The 18,976-nt window shown below is 59.7% G+C and carries 16 protein-coding genes; 14 read left to right on the top strand and 2 right to left on the bottom strand.

Annotation, left to right across the window (positions count from 1 at the left end; all coding sequences use genetic code 11):
* The 11 genes from WC600_16830 to cbiB form a co-directional block, all read left to right on the top strand.
* Positions 1-694: precorrin-8X methylmutase (locus WC600_16830; GenBank protein ID MFA4904401.1), on the top strand; the 694-nt coding region annotated here is incomplete at its 5' end.
* On the top strand, positions 691-1,413 hold the full coding sequence (cobI, locus tag WC600_16825; protein MFA4904400.1) for a precorrin-2 C(20)-methyltransferase: 723 nt from the start codon (positions 691-693) through the stop codon (positions 1,411-1,413). The genes WC600_16830 and cobI, both read left to right, overlap by 4 nt.
* On the top strand, positions 1,410-2,471 hold the full coding sequence (locus tag WC600_16820) for a hypothetical protein (GenBank protein MFA4904399.1): 1,062 nt from the start codon (positions 1,410-1,412) through the stop codon (positions 2,469-2,471). The genes cobI and WC600_16820 overlap by 4 nt, the downstream gene beginning before the upstream one ends.
* A gap of 107 nt (positions 2,472-2,578) precedes the next feature.
* A complete protein-coding gene (locus WC600_16815; GenBank protein MFA4904398.1) occupies positions 2,579-3,751 on the top strand; it encodes a cobalt-precorrin-5B (C(1))-methyltransferase in 1,173 nt (390 codons plus the stop codon).
* A complete protein-coding gene (gene cbiE / locus WC600_16810; GenBank protein MFA4904397.1) occupies positions 3,748-4,983 on the top strand; it encodes a precorrin-6y C5,15-methyltransferase (decarboxylating) subunit CbiE in 1,236 nt (411 codons plus the stop codon). Before WC600_16815 ends, cbiE begins: the two co-directional genes overlap by 4 nt.
* Before the next feature lie 48 nt (positions 4,984-5,031).
* Positions 5,032-5,820 (top strand): precorrin-4 C(11)-methyltransferase, encoded by a 789-nt coding sequence (gene cobM, locus WC600_16805; GenBank protein ID MFA4904396.1) that lies wholly within the window; start codon positions 5,032-5,034, stop codon positions 5,818-5,820.
* 116 nt (positions 5,821-5,936) lie between these two features.
* Entirely contained in the window at positions 5,937-6,983 is a 1,047-nt protein-coding gene (locus WC600_16800) for a cobalamin biosynthesis protein (GenBank protein MFA4904395.1), read from the top strand.
* Between the two features lie 5 nt (positions 6,984-6,988).
* Positions 6,989-7,774, top strand: a complete 786-nt coding sequence (cobJ, locus tag WC600_16795; GenBank protein ID MFA4904394.1) for a precorrin-3B C(17)-methyltransferase — start codon at positions 6,989-6,991, stop codon at positions 7,772-7,774.
* 31 nt (positions 7,775-7,805) lie between these two features.
* Positions 7,806-9,326 carry a cobyric acid synthase gene (locus WC600_16790; GenBank protein ID MFA4904393.1) on the top strand — a complete coding sequence of 507 codons (1,521 nt, stop codon included), beginning with the start codon at positions 7,806-7,808 and terminating at the stop codon, positions 9,324-9,326.
* Complete coding sequence (gene cobD / locus WC600_16785) at positions 9,323-10,405, top strand: threonine-phosphate decarboxylase CobD (GenBank protein ID MFA4904392.1); 1,083 nt, start codon at positions 9,323-9,325, stop codon at positions 10,403-10,405. The genes WC600_16790 and cobD overlap by 4 nt, the downstream gene beginning before the upstream one ends.
* A gap of 225 nt (positions 10,406-10,630) precedes the next feature.
* The gene (cbiB, locus tag WC600_16780; GenBank protein ID MFA4904391.1) at positions 10,631-11,599 is read left to right on the top strand and encodes an adenosylcobinamide-phosphate synthase CbiB; all 969 of its coding nucleotides are present in this window, start codon (positions 10,631-10,633) and stop codon (positions 11,597-11,599) included.
* A gap of 143 nt (positions 11,600-11,742) precedes the next feature.
* On the opposite strand, the gene cobO is transcribed toward cbiB, so the two are convergent.
* Entirely contained in the window at positions 11,743-12,279 is a 537-nt protein-coding gene (gene cobO / locus WC600_16775) for a cob(I)yrinic acid a,c-diamide adenosyltransferase (GenBank protein ID MFA4904390.1), read from the bottom strand.
* Between the two features lie 234 nt (positions 12,280-12,513).
* Here cobO and WC600_16770 point away from each other — a divergent pair, with 234 nt between their 5' ends.
* Positions 12,514-16,143, top strand: a complete 3,630-nt coding sequence (locus WC600_16770) for a PAS domain S-box protein (protein MFA4904389.1) — start codon at positions 12,514-12,516, stop codon at positions 16,141-16,143.
* 59 nt (positions 16,144-16,202) lie between these two features.
* Here WC600_16770 and WC600_16765 read toward each other — a convergent pair whose 3' ends face one another.
* The gene (locus WC600_16765) at positions 16,203-16,673 is read right to left on the bottom strand and encodes an NUDIX domain-containing protein (protein MFA4904388.1); all 471 of its coding nucleotides are present in this window, start codon (positions 16,671-16,673) and stop codon (positions 16,203-16,205) included.
* 397 nt (positions 16,674-17,070) lie between these two features.
* Between WC600_16765 and WC600_16760 the strand changes: the two genes are divergently transcribed.
* Complete coding sequence (locus WC600_16760; protein MFA4904387.1) at positions 17,071-17,727, top strand: hypothetical protein; 657 nt, start codon at positions 17,071-17,073, stop codon at positions 17,725-17,727.
* Positions 17,728-18,228: 501 nt separating this feature from the next.
* On the top strand, positions 18,229-18,858 hold the full coding sequence (locus WC600_16755; GenBank protein ID MFA4904386.1) for a hypothetical protein: 630 nt from the start codon (positions 18,229-18,231) through the stop codon (positions 18,856-18,858).
* The last annotated feature ends 118 nt before the right edge of the window (positions 18,859-18,976 follow it).

Genomic DNA, 18,976 nt, shown 5'->3' with positions numbered 1-18,976 from the left:
CGGGGGACCCTCGTCCCCCGGTCCTCCCCTCAAGATATGCTTCAAAGGAGAAAACATGAACTGGCAACCCCGTCTCCCCTCAGAGATCGAGGCCGAGAGTTTCCGCCGCATCGAAGCCCAGGTGGGACCGCACCACCTGCCGCCCGAGGTCTGGTTCGTGGTCCGGCGCATGATCCACACCACCGCGGACCCGGAGTACCTCACTTCGGCCCGTATTCATCCTGTGGCCATTGCCGCCGGGGTGGAGGCTTTGAAACGGGGCAACCCGGTGGCCACTGACACCCGCATGCTCCTGGCGGGCATCTCCACCGGCCGTCTGGGCCGTCTGGGGGCGGAGGCCTTCTGTCTCATGGACGATCCGGAAGTGGCGGAAGAAGCGCAGCGCCGCGGCACTACCCGGGCTGCGGTAGCCCTGGAGCGGAGTTTGCCGAGACTGGCCGGAGGTATCGTGGCCATCGGCAACGCCCCCACCGCCCTGTTGCGCTTGCTGGAGTTGCTGGCGGATGGGGCCCCGCGGCCGGCCCTCGTAGTGGGAGTGCCGGTGGGATTTGTCAACGCTGCGGAATCAAAAGACGCCCTGGCTCGCCAGGATTGCCCTTACATCACCGCCCTGGGGCCGAAAGGCGGCTCCGCGGTGGCAGCCAGCATCATCAATGCCCTGGCCATCATGGCCTTGGAGGAGACGCCGTCATGACCACAAAAACCGGGACACTTTACGGGATCGGCGTAGGACCGGGAGATCCCGAATTGATCACCCTGAAGGCGGTCAAGGTGCTGCATCGGGTGCCCCACATCTTTGCGGCGTGCTCCACCAAAAACAGCTACAGTCTGGCCCTGAGCATCGTGCGCTGCCACCTTAATGGCGCCGGCATCGAGCACCTGCCTTTCCCCATGAGCAAGGACCCCCAGGTGCTGGCCTCCGCCTGGGAGGAGAACGCCCGGCGAGTCCTGGAAGTGCTGGATACCGGCAGTGACGCTGCCTTCGTCACCCTGGGAGACCCCCTGACCTACTCTACTTTCGGGTATCTGTTGAAGACCCTCAAGCGGCTGCAACCCAAGGTGCGCATCGTCACCATCCCCGGCATCACCTCCTACAGCGCCGCCGCGGCCCTGACCCACATTCCGCTCACCGAAGGGGAGGAATCTTTCTATTTGGTGTCGGGGGCCTTGGGTGCGGCCAACCTGAAGGAAGTTATCGATAAATCAGATAATATCGTGATCCTCAAGACCTATCGCTATTTTGATGAAATCTATCAGACCTTGGAGGAGATGGACCTTCTGGACCGAACCACGTGCATCAGCCGCTGTGGCCTGGATGGTGAAACCGTCGTAGAAAACCTGCGGGACCTGAAAGGCCGGGAATTGCCCTATCTCTCCATGGTCATCATTAAGAAGCAAGGCAAAGGCTATTGAAAGTCCATTCCAAGGCTCTGGGAGGCCGGGGAGTCTGGCTGTTCCTTCTGGCTCTGAGCCTGCTGGTCGCGATCTCCTGGCTGGGTCTGGGCGGGGCCTCGGACCGCCTGACGGTCAGGAAACTTTACCATCATCTGGGCTCTCCTTTGCTCTGGCTTCTGGCTTATATGGGGGTAGGCCTGCTGGTGGGGCAGGCCATCGAATCCCTGGGTTGGGCGAGCAAACTGGGAGGCTGGACCGCGCCTGTGCTGCGTTGGGGGCACCTGAAACGGGAAAGCGGGGCCACTTTTACCGCGGCGTTTTTCTCCAAAATCCTGGCCAACACAATGTTGTGGACTTTTTACCAGGAAGAGAAAATCAGCCGCGAGGAGATGACTCTGACTTATCTGTTCAACGGTGGGCTGCCGGTTTACCTGCTCCATCTCCCCACCACGTTTTTTATCATTTTGCCCCTGACCCGGGAGGCCGGGCTTATCTACTTGGCCCTGACCGGGGTGGCGGCCTTGCTCCGGAGCATGGTCATTTTGGGCTATGCCCGCTGGCGGCTGCCAGCCGGGACCGATGCCGGGCCAGGGATTTCCGAACCAACTCTGCCGGTCAGGAAGGAAAAGGTGTCCCAGGAAATCTGGCGGAAATTTCGACGGCGGTTTTCCCGGGTGGTGCTGTTCACACTGCCCATCTATTTTCTGATCTTCCTGGTGAATGACTGGGGTCTGTTCAAGTGGCTGCGGGAGGCCACGGCTTCCCACGTGGCTTTAGGTTTTTTTCCGGTGGAAGCTGCCAGCGTAGTAATCTTCAGCGTGGCCGCGGAATTTACTTCGGGAATGGCCGCAGCCGGGGCTCTTCTCCAAACCGGCGCCCTGACGGTCCATCAGACCGTGTTGGCCCTGGTCCTGGGCAATATTGTAGCCACCCCCATCCGGGCGCTGCGTCACCAACTGCCGTCTCACATGGGGATCTTTTCGCCAGGCCTGGGGACCAAGCTCCTGCTGTCAAGTCAGGGTTTGCGGCTCTTAAGTCTGGTACTGGTGGCGGTGCCGTACGCGGTGTGGAGTTGAGTTGAGAGGGACTGTTGTCAGTGACCAGGGTCAGTTGCCAGAAATAACGGAACCTTACATGTCTCGGGATACCTCTTGCTGAACCATGAAACAGGCTGTAAAGCGATTTGAAAAAATTATCCAAAAATTATCAACACCTTGAAGACGACGACCTGCTGAAGCCCCCCCGGCCTCGGAAGGAACTGCGCCAGGGCTTTTCCACGGGCACCGCGGCGGCAGCCGCGGCTGAAGGGGCGCTGTATGAACTCCTGGGTCGACCCTGCCCGGAGCGGGTGGAGGTGCCCCTGCCCGGGGGAGGCAGCCTCACTATCCCGTTGTGCCGGCATGGGCGAACCGGTGACACGGGTGAGGCAGTGGTGATCAAAGACGCCGGCGATGACCCCGACGTCACCAACGGGGCGGAGATCGGAGCTCGGGTTTGGCGTCTGGAATCTCCGGGAACGGCAGAGGACATCGCTTTCCTCGGCGGGGCAGGGGTGGGCCGGGTAACCAAGCCGGGCCTGGCGGTGGCGGTGGGCGAGCCCGCCATAAACCCGGTGCCCCGCAGGATGATCAAAAAGGCCTTGCTGCAGGTGTGGCATGCAGTCGGTCCCGCCGAACCCCTGCGCCTGGCGGTGGAAATCTTCGTGCCTCGGGGGGAGGAACTGGCCCGGCACACCCTCAACCCCCGTCTGGGGATCGTGGGGGGCATCTCGATTTTGGGCACCACGGGGCTGGTGAAGCCCTTTTCCCATCAGGCCTACCGGGCGACCATCGCGGCCAGTCTGCGGGTCGCCCGGGCTGCGGGCCTCAAACATATTGCCTTCAGCACCGGAGGCAAGAGCGAGGGTTACCTCAAGGGACTCCTGCCTGACCTGCCCGAGGAAGCTTTTGTCCAGATGGGCGATTATGTGCGCTTTGCCCTGAAAGTGGCTGCGGGTATGGGATTTCCCGAGATCACGACAGGGGCTTTTTTCGGCAAGGCCCTGAAGATCGCCCAGGGGTTTGGGCATACCCATGCCTCACGGGGGCTGGCTGATTTAAAGGAATTGGGGCGCTGGACCCTGAATCTGACCGGGGACGCACTTCTGGCCCAGGCGGTGGCCAGGGCCAATACGGCCCGGCAGGCCCTGGAAATTCTTAACCAGGCCGGGGCCGGCCAGGTGGTGGCCCAGGTGGGTGAGCGCATGCTGGCGGCCTTGCGGGACTATACCGGACCCAGTCCCCAGCTTACCGTCGTCGTGCTCGATTTTGACGGCGCTACCCTCTGGCGGGGGGAGAGCAACGGGGTGGCGGCATGATTCCGGTGCAGGTAGTGGGTCTGGGGATGTCACCCGCGGATTTGACCCCCAAGGTCTTGGAAATTATCCGCGAGGCCCAGGTGTTGGTGGGGGGGCGGCGGCTTCTGGATTACTTCCCGAAGCATCGGGCCATGAAGATTCCCCTGGGCAAGGACCCGGAGGGGACCCTCAGGCAACTGGCGGCCCTGGCCGCAGCCAAACGAGTGGTGGTGCTGGCTTCCGGAGACCCTAATTTTTACGGCATCGGGCCGCTAGTTGTAAAAGTCCTGGGGGCCGAGCAGGTGGTGATTCACCCCAACCTCACTGCGGTCCAGGCCGCCTGCGCCCGCCTGAAGATGCCCTGGCAGGACGCCACTATCATCAGCCTGCACGGGCGTTCGTGGGAGCTGTTGCGCGCCGCTTTGAGAAAACCGGGCGCCTTGATCATCTATACAGACCCGGTTCATACACCCGGCGAGATTGCCCGGTTCCTTCTGGACCGGGGTTTAACGAGGTCGCGCCTCTGCGTGGCGGAAGACCTGGGCCAGGACACCGAGCGGGTCACCTGGTTGAGCCTGGAGGAGACTTTGGGGCGGGAATTTTCGGCCTTGAACCTGGTGTTGGCGCTGTCCGAGCCGGGCGAGGCGGTTGCCCCTGGGCCACAATTACACCTGGGGCTCCCGGAGGAGGTTTTGGTCCATCAGGCCGGGCTCATCACCAAGACCGAAGTGCGAGCTGTGGTTCTGGCCAAACTGAGGCTTCTCCCTGGCCAAGTCCTCTGGGACGTAGGGGCCGGTTGCGGCTCCGTGGGGTTGGAGGCCAGCCTGCTTATCCCCGACGGGAAAGTTTTTGCGGTGGAGCGCCACCCGGAGAGGGCGGCCCAAATCGCCGCCAACCGGGATCAGTTTGGGGTGCCTAACCTGGAAATAGTCTGCGCCCCGGCCCCATTGTGTCTGGCGGCCCTGCCCGACCCCCAGCGGGTTTTCGTGGGGGGCGGCGGCCCGGAAGTCGGGGCTATCGTCCGGGAAGCCATGCGGCGCTTGATGCCCGGTGGCCGGGTGGTGATCAGCGCGGCCCTTTTAGAGACCTTGGAGACGGCCCGAAACGTCCTGACCGAAGCGGGCTGGGAGGTTGAAGTGGTCCACCTCCAGGTAAGCCGTTCGCACTCCCTGGCCGGCGGGACCGCGTTGCAGGCGTTGAATCCGGTGTGGATAGTTACTGGAGTCAAGAACCAGGCAGGGGTTAGGGTTTAGAACAAAAAATGGCAACTTTCCGCTGGCTGCTGAAAGAAGGGAAATTGCATGACTGAGCGTCATCCCGTTATCTTCATAGGAGCCGGGCCCGGTGACCCGGAGCTAATCACAGTCAAAGGGCAAAAGGCCCTGGCCGCGGCAGACCTGGTGCTCTATGCCGGGTCCCTGGTGTCGCCGGCTATTCTTACCTGGGCCGGCCCAGGGGCCGAACTCGTGGACACCGCGGCTCTGAACCTGGAAGAAATCGTTGGCCGGATGATGGGGGGGCACCGGGTCGGCCAACGGGTGGTCCGGGTCCACTCCGGCGACCCTTCCCTCTACGGGGCCATCCAGGAGCAGCTGGAAGTTTTGGAACAAGAACAGATCCCTTGCCAGGTAATCCCCGGAGTGACCGCGGCCTTTGCTGCGGCTGCGGCTCTGGCCCAGGAACTCACCCTGCCGGAGGTGACCCAGACCGTTATTTTAACCCGGGCGGCGGGGCGCACCCCGGTGCCGCCGGGGGAGGCCTTAGGTGATCTGGCTCGTCACGGGGCCACCCTGGTCATCTATCTGAGTATCAAACTTATAGATGCCGTGGTGGCCGAACTCACCCCCGCCTACGGTCCGGAAACGCCGGTGGTGGTGGCCTACCGAGTGAGCTGGCCGGACCAGCAGATTATCCGAGGCAAGATGGCAACTATCGCCGGGTTGGTCAAGGAAGCGGACATTGAGCGCCAGGCCTTGATCCTGGTGGGTCCGGCCCTGGCCGCCAGGGAAGGGCAGTTAAAGGCCAGGTCCAAACTTTATGATCGAGATTTTGCCCATGGGTTTCGGCCCCTTGTTGGGGAAGATTTGTAGGCGCGGGTTTAAAACCCGTCCCTACAGGCCCGTCCAGTTCCAGAGGGCGTGCCGTGCACGCCGCTGAATGGCGGCCACGGGCCGCCCTATGATTGTTGTTAAAAATTGGTGATGAAATGATTTCCCCGCCCCGTCCCATCAAAATCCTGGCCCTGACCCCGAAAGGCGCGGTCCTGGCCCGGCGGCTCTGCCGGAGCCTGCCCGGAGCGCAGTGTTGGTTGTCCCAGGCCCAGGCCGGGGAGCCGGGGGACCTGGTTTTCGTCAGTCTCTCCCAGACGTTAGGGGAAGCCTTTGCCCGGGGAGAAAACCTGGTCTGCGTCATGGCCGTAGGCATCGTGGTGAGGAGCATCGCGCCTTTCTTAAAGAGCAAGGCTTGTGACCCCGGGGTGGTGGTGGTGGATGAGGCCGGACAGTTTGCCATCAGCCTGCTCTCGGGGCATCTGGGCGGGGCCAACGAACTGGCCCATGAAGTAGCCCGGATATTGGGTGGGACTCCGGTCATCACCACGGCCACCGACGTACAGGGGCTGCCGGCGCTGGACCTGCTGGCGGTGGAGCATGGTCTGACCATCGAAAACCTGCCGGAGGTCCGAGTAATTTCCATGGCCCTGCTGGAAGGCCGGCCTGTCCGGGTGGTGGACCAGTATAATTGCCTGGCCGAGATGGTATCGGCATATCCGGAGCTGTTTGTCCCGGAGACTGACCTGGACCGGGCCTTGGGCATTCCAGGCCCTGTGGTTTACGTAGGTTTTCGGGAGCGCCCCTGGCCTGCCGATTGGCTGCGGCTGCGGCCCCGGAACCTGGTGGCCGGGATGGGCTGCCATAAAGGAACCCCTGAGAAAGAACTTATTGATTTCATTGAATATACATTTCAGCAGGAAGGGTTGTCCCTTCTGTCCCTGAAGGCCCTGGCTACCATCGAGGCCAAAAAGGAGGAACCCGGGTTGCGGATGGCCGCCCGGAGTCTGGGAGTCGAATTTTTATGGTTTACCGCACAAGAACTGGAAGCAATGCCGGCGCCGAACCCCTCGCCCCGGGTGGCTCGCCATATGGGAGTGGTGAGTGTCAGCGAGGCGGCGGCCCTGAAGGCCGGGGGAGTGGAACTGATCGTCCCCAAGCGCAAGGCCGCCAACGCCACCCTGGCAGTAGCCCGGGTCGCTTAACGGTGGTGAGCCTGGGACCCGGGTTTGCCGAATATATCATTCCCAGGGCTCAGAATGCCCTGGCCGAAGCTCAGGTGGTGGTGGGCTATCAAACCTACATCGATCTGGTGCTTCCCCTGTTGACCGACCAGGAAGTGGTGGCCACCGGCATGAAGGCCGAAGTGAAGCGCTGCCAACTGGCCCTGGACCGGGCGCTGGCCGGGCAACGGGTGGCCCTGGTCTCTAGCGGCGATGCCGGCATCTATGGAATGGCCGGGCTGGTTTTAGAGATGTGCGCCGCCCAGGAGCTCAAGGTGGGGCCGCCCGAAGGCGAGGCGGAGGTGGATTTTCACCTGGAAGTCATCCCCGGAATCCCGGCCCTGGCCGCAGGCGCGGCCCTGTTGGGCGCGCCCCTGATGCACGATTTTGTCGCCATCTCCTTAAGCGACCTCCTCACTCCCTGGGAGACCATTGCAAAGCGGCTGGAACTGACGGCCCAGGGGGATTTCGTTATCGTGCTCTATAACCCAAAGAGCAAGAAACGGGACTGGCAACTGGGCGCGGTGCGGGAGATGCTCTTGCGCCATAAAGACCCGCTGACTCCCGTGGGCATTGTCTCCCGGGCCATGCGCCAGGAGCAGGCGACTATCGTCACCACCTTGGCGGACATGCTCCAACATCCGGTGGATATGCAAACCATTGTTATTATAGGCAACTCTCAGACCCACGCTTACGGCCCTTACATGATCACCCCTCGGGGCTACCGGGACAAGTACAGGGGGCAGGTTTCAGGTGTCAGGGAAAAAAGCTGACTGCTGAAAGCTGAAGGCTGATAGCTAAAAAATGAAATATCGTCCTTTAATGATCCTGGGTTCGGGCTCGGATGTGGGCAAGAGCATCATGGTGGCCGGGTTGTGCCGGATCTTCCGCCAGGAAGGCATCCGGGTGGCGCCCTTCAAGGCCCAGAACATGGCCCTGAACAGTTTCATCACCCCGGAAGGCGGGGAGATGGGCCGGGCCCAGGTGGTGCAGGCCCAGGCCGCGGGCCTCACTCCCCACGTGGACATGAACCCCATCTTGCTCAAGCCCAGCAGCGACGTGGGTTCCCAGGTGATCGTCCACGGCCGGGTGTATGGGAATTATCCGGCCCGGGAGTACTACCGGCTCAAGCCCCGGCTGGTGCGCAAGGTCATGGAGAGCTACCGCCGCCTCGCCCAGGCTTATGAACTCATCGTGCTGGAAGGAGCCGGCAGCGCGGTGGAGCTGAATTTAAAGAAAAATGACCTGGTGAACTTCAGCATGGCTAAAAGGGCGGGGGCCGCGGTGCTCCTGGTGGCCGACATCGACCGGGGCGGGGTCTTTGCAGCCACCATCGGCGCCTTTCTCCTCCTGACGCCCGGCGAGCGCCGGATGCTTAAAGGCTTTATAATCAACAAGTTTCGGGGCGATGCGGCCCTGTTCGATTCGGGCGTAACCATCATCGAGACCCGCACCAAACGGCCGGTCTTGGGCGTGGTGCCTTACGACCGCGACCTGGTGCTCCCCGAAGAAGATAGTGTGGCCCTGGGCAAAAAGCGCGGCGACGGCACCTGGGGGGAGGCTGGGGGCCTGAAGATCGGCGTGGTGCGCCTGCCCCATATTTCCAACTACACCGACTTCGACCCTCTGGAGCAGGAGCCGGGGGTGGCCCTGCGCTATTTGGATCACCGGGATAAGCTGGATGGCCTGGACCTGTTGATCCTGCCGGGCACCAAGAACACCATCAGCGATTTGCTTTATCTGAAAGGGAGCGGCTTGTTCCCGCAGATTCAAGCCTACGCTCGGGCAGGTGGCCGGGTGGTGGGGATTTGCGGGGGTTACCAAATCCTGGGGCAGGAAGTCCGGGACCCCCTGGGGGTGGAAGGCGACCCCCGGACGGAGGCGGGGCTGGGACTTTTACCGCTCATCACCACCATGGCCGGGGCTAAAACGACTACCCAGGTTGAGGCCCGGTGGCAAGACCGGGCAGAAAACGGGCTGCTTTCTGCATATGAAATCCACATGGGAGAAACCGAGCCTCTGGGGGCGGGGAAGCCGGCTTTCGAGATCATCAGTCGGAACGGGGAACCCTTGCGGGTGGCCGATGGCTGGGTCAGCCCGGACCGGCGAGTCTGGGGCACCTATCTCCACGGCCTGTTCGACAATGACGGCTTTCGCCGAGCCTTCCGGGAGGAACTGCGGGAGAACCGGCCGTCTCCAGAGATGGCCCCGTTGGAAATGTCTTATGAAAAATTTCAAGAAGCCCAGTTGGACCGCCTGGCCGACTTGCTGCGGCGGCACCTGGATATGGCGCATATCAAAAGGATGATTCAACCTGAACTATGACAGATTTACCTAACAGGACTCCCCCGCATGGGGGCGACGTGTACCATCTGGTCCGCAGCCTGGGGATCGATCTTGCCGACCTCCTGGATTTCTCCGCCAACATCAACCCCCTGGGATTTCCTCCGGGGCTGTCAGGCGCTATGCAGGAGGCTATGCGTGAGATCGTCCACTACCCGGATCGCCGCTGCCTGGCGCTGCGCCAGGATCTGGCGGCCTATCACCATCTTACTCCTGAGGAGATTTTGGTGGGGAACGGCTCCACCGAGCTCCTTTATCTGCTGGCTCGGGTCCTGAAACCTCGACGGGGCCTGATTGTGACCCCGGCGTTCAGCGAATATGAGCACGCGCTTCAGGTGGCCGGAGTGCCGGTGGCATTTCAAGCCACCACGGAGGCCCACAATTTTGCCCTGCATGAGGTCTTTCAAGCCCAAGCCGGCGATTTGGTCTTCCTGGCCCACCCTGCCAGCCCCAGCGGGGCGCTGCTTGACCCGGAGTTGCTTTTGACGGTGGCGGCGCGTCTCGACGCCACGGGGGCTTACTTGCTGCTGGACGAAGCGTTTATCGATTTCGTGGAGGAGGCTTCCTTCAAGTCCCATCTCAGGCGGTTTCCCCGGTTGATGATCCTGCGCTCCTTTACTAAATTCTATGGCATCCCGGGGATGCGCCTGGGTTTTTTGTTAGGGGCACCGGAACTGGTGGCTCGTCTTGCCGGGGACCAGGAGCCCTGGTCGGTGAACACCATGGCCCAAGTCATGGGGCGGGCCTGCCTGGCTGACCAGGATTATATGGCCCAGACCCAGACCCTGATAGCGCAGGAGCGGCAATTTCTCTTCGACCGGCTGGCGGCGCTGCCGGAACTCACCCCGTTTCCCAGCACGGTGAATTATCTTTTGGTGAAGCTGAATCGGCCGGGGGCGACCGCGGCAGACCTCAGAGAGCAGATGCTGACCCACCACATCGTGATTCGCGATGCCAGCAATTTCCGGGGACTGGATGAGCGCTTCTTCCGCCTGGCGGTACGGGGCCGGGAGGAAAACTCGCGACTGCTCGCAGCGTTGGAGCAGTGTTTGGGAAGTTAATGAAGATTATAAAGGACTGATACCAATTCGCATTCAAACGGTGGCACAGGCGTCTCGCCTGTGCAGGCGCAGGCTAAAGGCTGCGGCTCCCAAAAGTAGCTATTTGAACGCAAATCGGTATGAGAAGAGAAAAACAATATGGTTGGCGGGCACGGAGGCCCGCCCCACCGTCCCAATTATCCTGGTGGGGCAGCCGTCCCTGCCTGCCGCCGAATGGAGTGAATCGTGAACCTGGCGCTGCCGTTCCTTCTGGCCTATATCCTGGATCTCCTGGTGGGAGATCCTCCCAGTTGGCCCCACCCGGTGCGCCTGTTGGGCCGTATCATTCAATACTGGGAGTCAACCTTGTACCAGGATCGGGTAATGGCCGGCGCCCTCTTCTGGCTGGCGGTGATGGGCAGCACTACGGTCCTGATCTTTGGGCTGTTGCTGCTCCTGGCTTTGCTGCCGCCCTCGGCCGGGATCGCGCTGCTCATCTATTTTCTGTACGCCGGGTTGGCCACCCGCAGCCTGCACCAGGAGAGTCAAAAGGTGGAAATGGCCCTGAAGCGTGGCGACCTGGAGGCGGCCCGGGCGGCCCTATCCATGATTGTAGGTCGGGAAACCGCCAATCTTTCCCCGGAAGAAATGTGGCGGGCGCTGATCGAAACGGTTGCGGAAAACCTGGCCGACGGAGTGGTGGCCCCCATGTTTTTTATCCTGACCCTGGGCCTGCCGGGGCTGATTTTCTATAAGGGCGTCAACACCATGGACAGCATGGTGGGCTATAAAAACTACTGGTATGCCCGCTTCGGCAAGGTGGCGGCCCGCCTGGATGACGTCCTGAACTTGATCCCGGCAAGGCTCACGGCCCTCTTGATGATTCCCACAGTCGCCCTTCTGGGCCTGGATTGGCGGGGAGCCTGCCGTACCCTGTGGCGGGACCGCACCCATGCCGCCAGTCCCAACGCGGGCTGGCCGGAGGCCGCCATGGCCGGGGCTTTAAGAGTGCGCCTGGGCGGTCCCAGCACCTACTTCGATCGCCTTGTGGAAAAACCATTTATCGGCGAAGCCCTCGAGCCTCTGGACCGCCGCCGTTACCGCCGGGCCATCAGGGTCCTGTACGGCACCTCATTGATGATGGCCACACTGACCCTGGTGGGCCTGCAGGTGAGCCAGGCCGGGGTCTGGGGATTGCTGTCATTGATGAGATGATGCCAAGTTGCGAAGATTATTTATCCACAGGTCTTATCGAAAAGCCAAATCCCCCTAAATCCCCCTTTCCCAAAGGGGGACTTCCCTGCCGCAAGTTCCCTCTGAGCACCGACGGGGGCAGCGCTGCCACATCTTTATGGCCATCACCATTCAATTCCGCGGCGGGCCCGCACGCCGGCCTGGTAATAGTGCTTTACCGGGACCATCTCCGTGATCAGATCAGCCAGGGCTAGCAGTTCCTGAGGAGCCCGTCGGCCGGTGAGGACGACCTCCACCCAGGGCGGCCGCTGGCGCAGGACCGTGAGGGCTTCTTCCAGGGGGATGAGACCGTGGGCCAGGGCCAGGTTGATCTCATCTAAGATCACCAGGTCGTGCTCCCCCGCCGCGAGCACCTGGCACGCCGCTTCCCAGGCCTGCCGGACCCGTTCCAGGTCATCTTTGGCCGGGGACTTCAGGTTTACTAGCCCCGGCCGTCCAAAGAAGCGCAGGGTCAGCTCCGGAGCCAGCCGCGCTGCAGCCCTGCTTTCGCCGGTCTCCCGGCCCTTCATGAACTGCAGCATGGCGACCTTGAAACCCTGGCCCACGGCCCTAAAGGCCAACCCCAGGGCGCAGGTGGTCTTGCCTTTGCCGTCGCCGGTGTAAACCTGGATCAAGCCCTGGGATAAGCGCTCTGGACTCATATCTGCAATCTCCCCTTACCCCTCATTAGTTGCGCCTGGGCCGTCCTGTTGTTTCCTGCCAAACCTGTCATCAACGGTGGGAATACATATATTTAGCAATTATAATACCTTTCCAGTAAAATCAGATAAATTATCTCGGTGTGCAAACGGCTATACTACAAAGCAGGTCGGTCGAGTACTGATGATGAGAACGCTTTCCCGGGTTCAGGGTATCAGAATAGAAGGATAGCGCCTATGGACGACGGTGGTAAGACCAGAAAGGAACTGCTTCTCGAAGTTGAGAGGCTGCAGTCGCGGCTGACCGCGGCCGAGCGGGATAATCAGATTGTGATGGCACATCTCAGGGACGAGTACCGGTTGGCCGAAACCGAGTGGCGTCGGCGGATAGAGACCCTGGAGGCGAAACTGGCCGAGTCTTCTTCTGAGACGCACCCGCCACTCTCCTGTCCCCCTGGGGAAAGTGACCTTCAGGGTCGCGAGCGGCAGCGTTTGCTTGACCTGGCCCAGAACCAGGCGGAAGAATTGCAGGTTGCTAATGAAGAACTGACCGTCCAGGCCGAAGAACTGCGCATCTCGAACGAAGAATTGTCGGCCCAGGCCGAAATCCTGGAACAACAGAAGGTCGAACTTGAGCACCTGGCCCGGGAGTTGGAAACCGAGCGGGCGCTCCTCATGTCCGTATTGGAACAGATGCCGGCCAGCGTGCTTATTGTCGCCGCTCCGAATGGTCCCCTGTGGTTGAGCAACCACCTGGCGAACCAGATCTGGGATGCATCCTTACAGGATCTACCCGACCTCGAGACCTTCTGGCAGATTCCCCGGCACCATCCCGATGGCCGGGTTTACCGGAAAGAAGAGATGCCTCTGTGGCGGTCCCTGCACCTGGGCGAAGTGGTGTTGAATGAAGAGTTCAGTCTCCGGCACAAAGGCCGCTCCCCCATTCATCTCAACGTTAACTCCGCCCCGGTCCGGGACGACCAGGGCTGCATCGTGGCCGCGGTGGTCACCCACTTCGACATTACCGCCAGGAAGAGCGCCGAAGAGGCCCTTAAGGAGAGCGAGGCCAGGTTCCGGGGTTTATTCGAATGTATGACCGAGGGAGTGGCGCTGCACGAGGTCATTTACGATGACCAGGACAAGGCGGTGGACTACCGCGTCCTCGCCACCAATCCTGCCTTCGCAGTGCACACCGGCCTGCAACCGGACCAGATTCATGGAAAGTTAGCCAGCCTTGCGTATGGCGTAGGCGAGGCCCCCTTTCTGGAAACCTATGCACGGGTGGCGCAAACCGGGGAACCTGCTACTTTCGAGGTCTTTTTCCCGCCGCTGCAACGGCACTTCTCTATTTCCGCCACTTCCCCCAAGCCTGGGCAATTTGTCACCGTTTTCGAAGACATCAGCGCACGCAAAAGCATGGAGGCGGCCCTGCAAGAGAGCCGGGAGGATCTGAACCGGGCGCAGGCTGTGGCCCATACCGGCAGTTGGCGGCTGGATGTGAAGTGCGAAGAGTTGTCCTGGTCCGACGAGACCTACCGAATGTTTGGAATTTCCCCGGGAACGCCGCTGACTTATGAGGCGTTTCTCGCGGCCGTACATCCCGAGGATAGGCAGTACGTTGACCGGAACTGGACCGCGGCCCTCGGTGGTGAGCCCTACGACATCGAGCATCGCATCGTCGTGGATGACACCGTGAAGTGGGTGCGGGAGAAGGCCGAACTGGAGGTCGATCCGCAAGGCCGGTTGCTCGGCGGTTTTGGCACGGTTCAGGATATCACTGAACGCAAGCAGGCGGAAGAGGCCCTGAAGCGGTCCCACGACGAACTGGAGCAGCGCGTCAAAGGGCGCACCGCGGAACTGCGGGATACGGTAGCCCAACTGATCGAGGAAGTGCAGGAGCGTCAGCGGGCCGAAGAGTCCCTGCACAAGCAGGCCCAACTCCTGGAACTGGCCCAGGAAGCCATCATCGTCCGGGACCTGGATTCCCGGGTGGTCTTCTGGAACCGGGGGGCGGAAGAAGCCTACGGCTGGCCTAGGGAGCAGGCCGCGGGCCAGGTTACTCATACCCTGCTAAAGACCCGATTCCCCTCCTCCCGGGAAGAAGTTGACCAGGACCTGTTCCAGACGGGGCGATGGGATGGGGAATTGGTGCACATTAGGGCCGATGGCGAGGAAATCGTGGTAGCCAGCCGCATGGTGGTGCAACGGAACGACGAGGGCGTCCCGGTGGCGATTCTGGAGGTCGACCGGGATGTCACGGCCCGGCGGCGGGCGGAAGAAGCCTTGCAGAACGAACGCCAGCGCCTCTTATCCGTGCTGGAGCGCATCCCCGCACACGTGGCTTTGCTGCGCCCGGATCGTGGCTTTGCCTATGTCAACGGCGAATTTATCCGGCGTTTTGGGGAACCGGGATCAAAACGTTGTTATGAGGTTGCGGGGCAGCAAAATCCTTGCGAAGAATGCCAGGCCGTGGCGGTTTTTCAAACCGGACAGCCGGTGGTCTGGGAATGGCCCGGCCCGGATGGTAACACCTACCAGATCTATGATTATCCCTTTATCGATATGGACGGTTCGCCCCTTGTGCTGGAAATGGGTGTGGATATCACGGTGCGCAAACGGACCGAAGAACAGGTGGCCAGCCTCGGCCGTATGTACCGGATGTTGAGCAAAGCCAACGAAGCTATCGTGCGGGTCACCGGCAAAGAAGAGCTTTTCCGGCGGATATGTCGCCTGATGATGGAAGAGGGCGACTTCCGGCTGGCCTGGATCGGCCTGATAGACCTGGATACGCGTTTAGTCAAGGCTGCGACCAAGTATGACTTGTCTGACGAATACGTTCAAAGTATCGCGATTCCTGTTGATGATGTCCCGGAGGGCCGCGGCCCCACCGGCATCGCCGCCCGGGAAGGGAGGTATGACGTCTGTAATGACATCGCCACCGACCCCCGCATGGCCCCCTGGCGGGAGCAGGCGTTAGCCCGAGGGTTTCAGTCCTCGGCGGCTTTTCCGTTAAAGGTGGGATCAGAAGTGGTGGGAGTTCTGTCGGTTTACGCCGACAGGCCGGGGTTTTTCACGGCTGACGAAATCGCCCTGTTGGAGTCGCTGGCTGACGACCTCTCCTTTGCCCTGGAGTTCCTGGCCCAGGACGCCCAGCGCCGCCTGGTGGAAGAGATCCTGCGGGAATCGGAAGAACGGCTGCGCTACCTGGCGTCCCAGCTCTTGCAGGCCCAGGAGAAGGAGCGCCGCTATCTGGCCCTGGAACTGCATGATGATCTGGGGCAGTCTCTCATGGTCTTGAAGATGCAGCTCAGGGCCATCGAGAAGATGGTCCCCCCGGAGCAGTGGCGGACTAAGGAGGAATGCGCCCATAGCCTAGACTATCTGAACGGGGTCATTGACAATGTCCGCCGTCTCGCCCGGAACCTGCGCCCGTCGGTGTTGGACGATCTGGGCCTGGTGGCGGGGCTGCGGGTCCTGGGGGAGGAGTTCTGCAAGTACCATGAGATTGAACTGTCACTTAAGATGGATGACATCGAAGGCCTGTTCTCCCGGGATGAAGAGGTCAACCTTTACCGGATTTTCCAGGAAACCCTCACCAATATAGCCAAACACTCCCAGGCCAGGCAGGTCAGTATTGTCATCAGACGCTCACCCGATGGGGTGTCGTTTCAGGTGACCGACGACGGCGTGGGGTTCGATCTGGACCAGATTTTGGTCCGGGACGCAGCCAAGAAGGGGTTGGGCCTGGCCGCCCTGGAAGAGCGGGTGCACATACTGGGAGGCGCACTGACGATCAAGGCTCAGAAGCATCGGGGCACCGAAATTTTCTTTACGGTGCCGTCCATGGAGAAACGACCAACCGATTAGGGCGAGGCTGCATCAACACCATCATCCAAAAGTCCCGGGACCCCTCATTGGGGGTAGGATCAGGGGCGCGAGTCCTGCACTAGGTACCCGAGTTCCTCCAGAAACCCCGCTTGACCCTTAATAATCTTCTTCCGGGCAACTTCGAGGGAAAACCAGGCGGCCCGATCCACTTCCGGGAATTCTTGGAGGTGGCCGGAGCGGGGCGGCCACTCCAGGGTAAACGTATTGCTGTGGATGGCCTCGGCGTCGCAGTCGCCCTTCAGGGCCCAGGCCTGAATAAGCTTGCCGCTGGGCTGCTTCAAGGAGGTTAGCCGGATGACCCCGCCAGCCGCCAAACAACTCGTCTCCTCGTTAAACTCACGATAAGCCGCAGCCAGGGGGTCCTCGGGCGGGTTGAATTCGCCTTTGGGGATGGACCAGGCCCCGTCATCTTTTCCCGCCCAAAACGGCCCGCCGGGATGCACCAGCAAGACCTCCAAGCCACCCGAACGCCAGCGGTACAGAAGTAATCCGGCGCTGTGTTTGGACATTAATACCCTCCGGGTTCCTTTTCCTCAGCAAATTTAAAGCTGCATTAATTTACCCAATCAGTGTTCAAAAATACAGACATACTCAATAAAATGTCTCATATTATTAACAAAATATAATACAGATATAATTTTATTCATCAATAATTTAGACAAGTTAAATATCAAATTAATGCGGTATATAAATTGCATAATATTGTTAGACATGATTCTCGGTCCGGATAACCTGAAGGAGTGTTTTAAAGTCGGGACGTCAGAGATCAGAGAAGGAGGTGAAAACTTAGCGGCAAACGTGCATGGGATGGATCCCGAAGCCTTCGTCTTGGGGACATTTTGTAGAGCTTAGATCCATCTGCGAGGTTTGAATGATAAATCACGGCTGGACCCTAAGGAGGAAAAAATGAGAAAATTTGCAATAGGATTGGCGCTGGGCCTGGTGCTGGTGTTTGGCCTGGCTATGCAGGCCATGGCCTTCCATGTGGAAGCTACTGCTGTCTATGACAACCTAAATACGATAGAGAACGTTAACACGACGGGTTCAGGGTTTGCGATCTTTGAAGATTACAATGAAACCTTTCTGACCCCCTATCCGTCGCATGACGGCTTTGCGGTCGTCGACTCGGCGGGGCATTTTTTTGACAAGGTCATTGATTTCACCGACTCTCCAGTTGGCGATCACCTTGCGACCTTCCACATCACTAACACCAGTCCCTATTGCTGGTCCGATTACCACTTTGAGCTGTGGAATGCGGACTTTACGGAACGCGCCACAGGTGTTGTCATGAAAGAACCTTTTAACAGCGACGATTTTAAACAGTTCGAGCTTTCCGCTGACGGTCTGACCCTGAACTTCTGGAATGGTGGTTTTGGGGGCAGCCGCGATGTTTGTCCTGGACCAGCCCCGGCAAATTTCGTGATAACCTTTGATGTTGCTGATGATGCTGATTTGAGCTTCGGCCTGCGGCAAATAGCCACCGCGGTGCCCATTCCCGCGGCTCTGCCGCTGTTCGGATCTGGGCTTCTGGGCTTGGGCCTGTTAGGCTGGCGGCGGAAGTAAAATCATAGATTTTACCAAATGATATGGGTTTAACGGCAGGGTCAGGGATGACCCTGCATTTTTGATTTCCCGCAAATTTTTACGGTCGCGCCAGCTTATTCGCCTGCTGCTTGATAAATTTCCCAAGCTCAATCTCTTTTAAGACCTCCGCCCACTGGCCTTCGCTTCATTAACTAACCACCATTAATTATTAATAAATTATAACCATATTTCAAAACCACCCATGCCTTAAAGATAGTGCTAATCACATTGTAATTATTTTTAATAAAATTATCTATTAGTTGACTTCTATTACATTAATATTTATATAAATATTTACACATATGTCTCGTAAGAGGCCTCAAAAGCTACAGGTCTCATGGATGAGATAACCGGCTGGCCCGAGGCGATAATCCGGTTAATCTTTTTAAGAAGGAGGTAAGGAGCGGTCAATCCAGATTGGAAGTGGAATTTTCCTCTTAACCGGTTAAAAAAAGCTAGGGCATTAAATGAGGAGGAAATATGAGAAAAATTTCAATTGCTTTGGTCTTGAGCCTGGTGCTGGTGTTCGGCCTGGCCATGCAGGCGTCGGCGTTCAACGTCGTCAATATCTCGGGCGATCCTTATTTCATCACCGAAGTGAGCGGCCACAATGTTAAGGAGGATTACAACGCCCTGTCGTTGATTCCCTTCCCGTCGCACGACGGCTATGCGGTCGTCAACCTCCCTGGCCCCCCGATCTGGTTTGATAAGGAGATCATTTTTAACGCCGATGACGCCGGTGATAACAATTTTCAAATCACCTGGGACATTACCAACACCAGCCCCTATACCTGGTCTGACTACCACTTCATCTTCAGCGATGTGGGCCAGGTCATCAGAGACCCCAATACCAGTTCCGCCGAATTCAAAGGCAAGGATACCTTCGGCAACACCGAGATAGACTTTTTCTATGACCCCCCGGGGGGCAGTCTCATCGCCCCGGGTGAAACCCTCCACGTAACCTTGGGTCTGGATTTGACGGGCCTCCCCGATGAAGGGGCTATCATGCTCTGCCGGCAGATCGCCACCGCGGTGCCCATTCCTGCGGCCCTGCCGCTGTTTGGCTCTGGCCTCCTTGGCCTGGGCCTGCTTGGTTGGCGGCGCAAGTAAGGTCATAAGTTCTGTTGCGTTCCCTCCCAGTAAGGCGGGGTCAGAAATGACCCCGCCTTTTTTCATGCGCGGGAGCCAAGGCCCGCCGCTACGACGGCATATCTCTCTCAGGCCGTGC

It is taken from the genome of Desulfobaccales bacterium, assembly GCA_041648175.1.
GTDB lineage: Bacteria > Desulfobacterota > Desulfobaccia > Desulfobaccales > 0-14-0-80-60-11 > 0-14-0-80-60-11.
Note: the sequence above shows the minus strand (reverse complement) of the source record. Positions and strands in the feature narration are given on the sequence as shown.

Coding starts and splice junctions, on each gene's coding strand:
- WC600_16800 (MFA4904395.1), top strand. CDS start 5,937: ATGATTTCCCCGCCCCGTCCCATCAAAATCCTGGCCCTGACCCCGAAA.
- WC600_16770 (MFA4904389.1), top strand. CDS start 12,514: ATGGACGACGGTGGTAAGACCAGAAAGGAACTGCTTCTCGAAGTTGAG.
- WC600_16790 (MFA4904393.1), top strand. CDS start 7,806: ATGAAATATCGTCCTTTAATGATCCTGGGTTCGGGCTCGGATGTGGGC.
- WC600_16755 (MFA4904386.1), top strand. CDS start 18,229: ATGAGAAAAATTTCAATTGCTTTGGTCTTGAGCCTGGTGCTGGTGTTC.
- cobD (MFA4904392.1), top strand. CDS start 9,323: ATGACAGATTTACCTAACAGGACTCCCCCGCATGGGGGCGACGTGTAC.
- cobO (MFA4904390.1), bottom strand. CDS start 12,279: ATGAGTCCAGAGCGCTTATCCCAGGGCTTGATCCAGGTTTACACCGGC.
- WC600_16765 (MFA4904388.1), bottom strand. CDS start 16,673: ATGTCCAAACACAGCGCCGGATTACTTCTGTACCGCTGGCGTTCGGGT.
- cobI (MFA4904400.1), top strand. CDS start 691: ATGACCACAAAAACCGGGACACTTTACGGGATCGGCGTAGGACCGGGA.
- cbiE (MFA4904397.1), top strand. CDS start 3,748: ATGATTCCGGTGCAGGTAGTGGGTCTGGGGATGTCACCCGCGGATTTG.
- cobM (MFA4904396.1), top strand. CDS start 5,032: ATGACTGAGCGTCATCCCGTTATCTTCATAGGAGCCGGGCCCGGTGAC.
- WC600_16760 (MFA4904387.1), top strand. CDS start 17,071: ATGAGAAAATTTGCAATAGGATTGGCGCTGGGCCTGGTGCTGGTGTTT.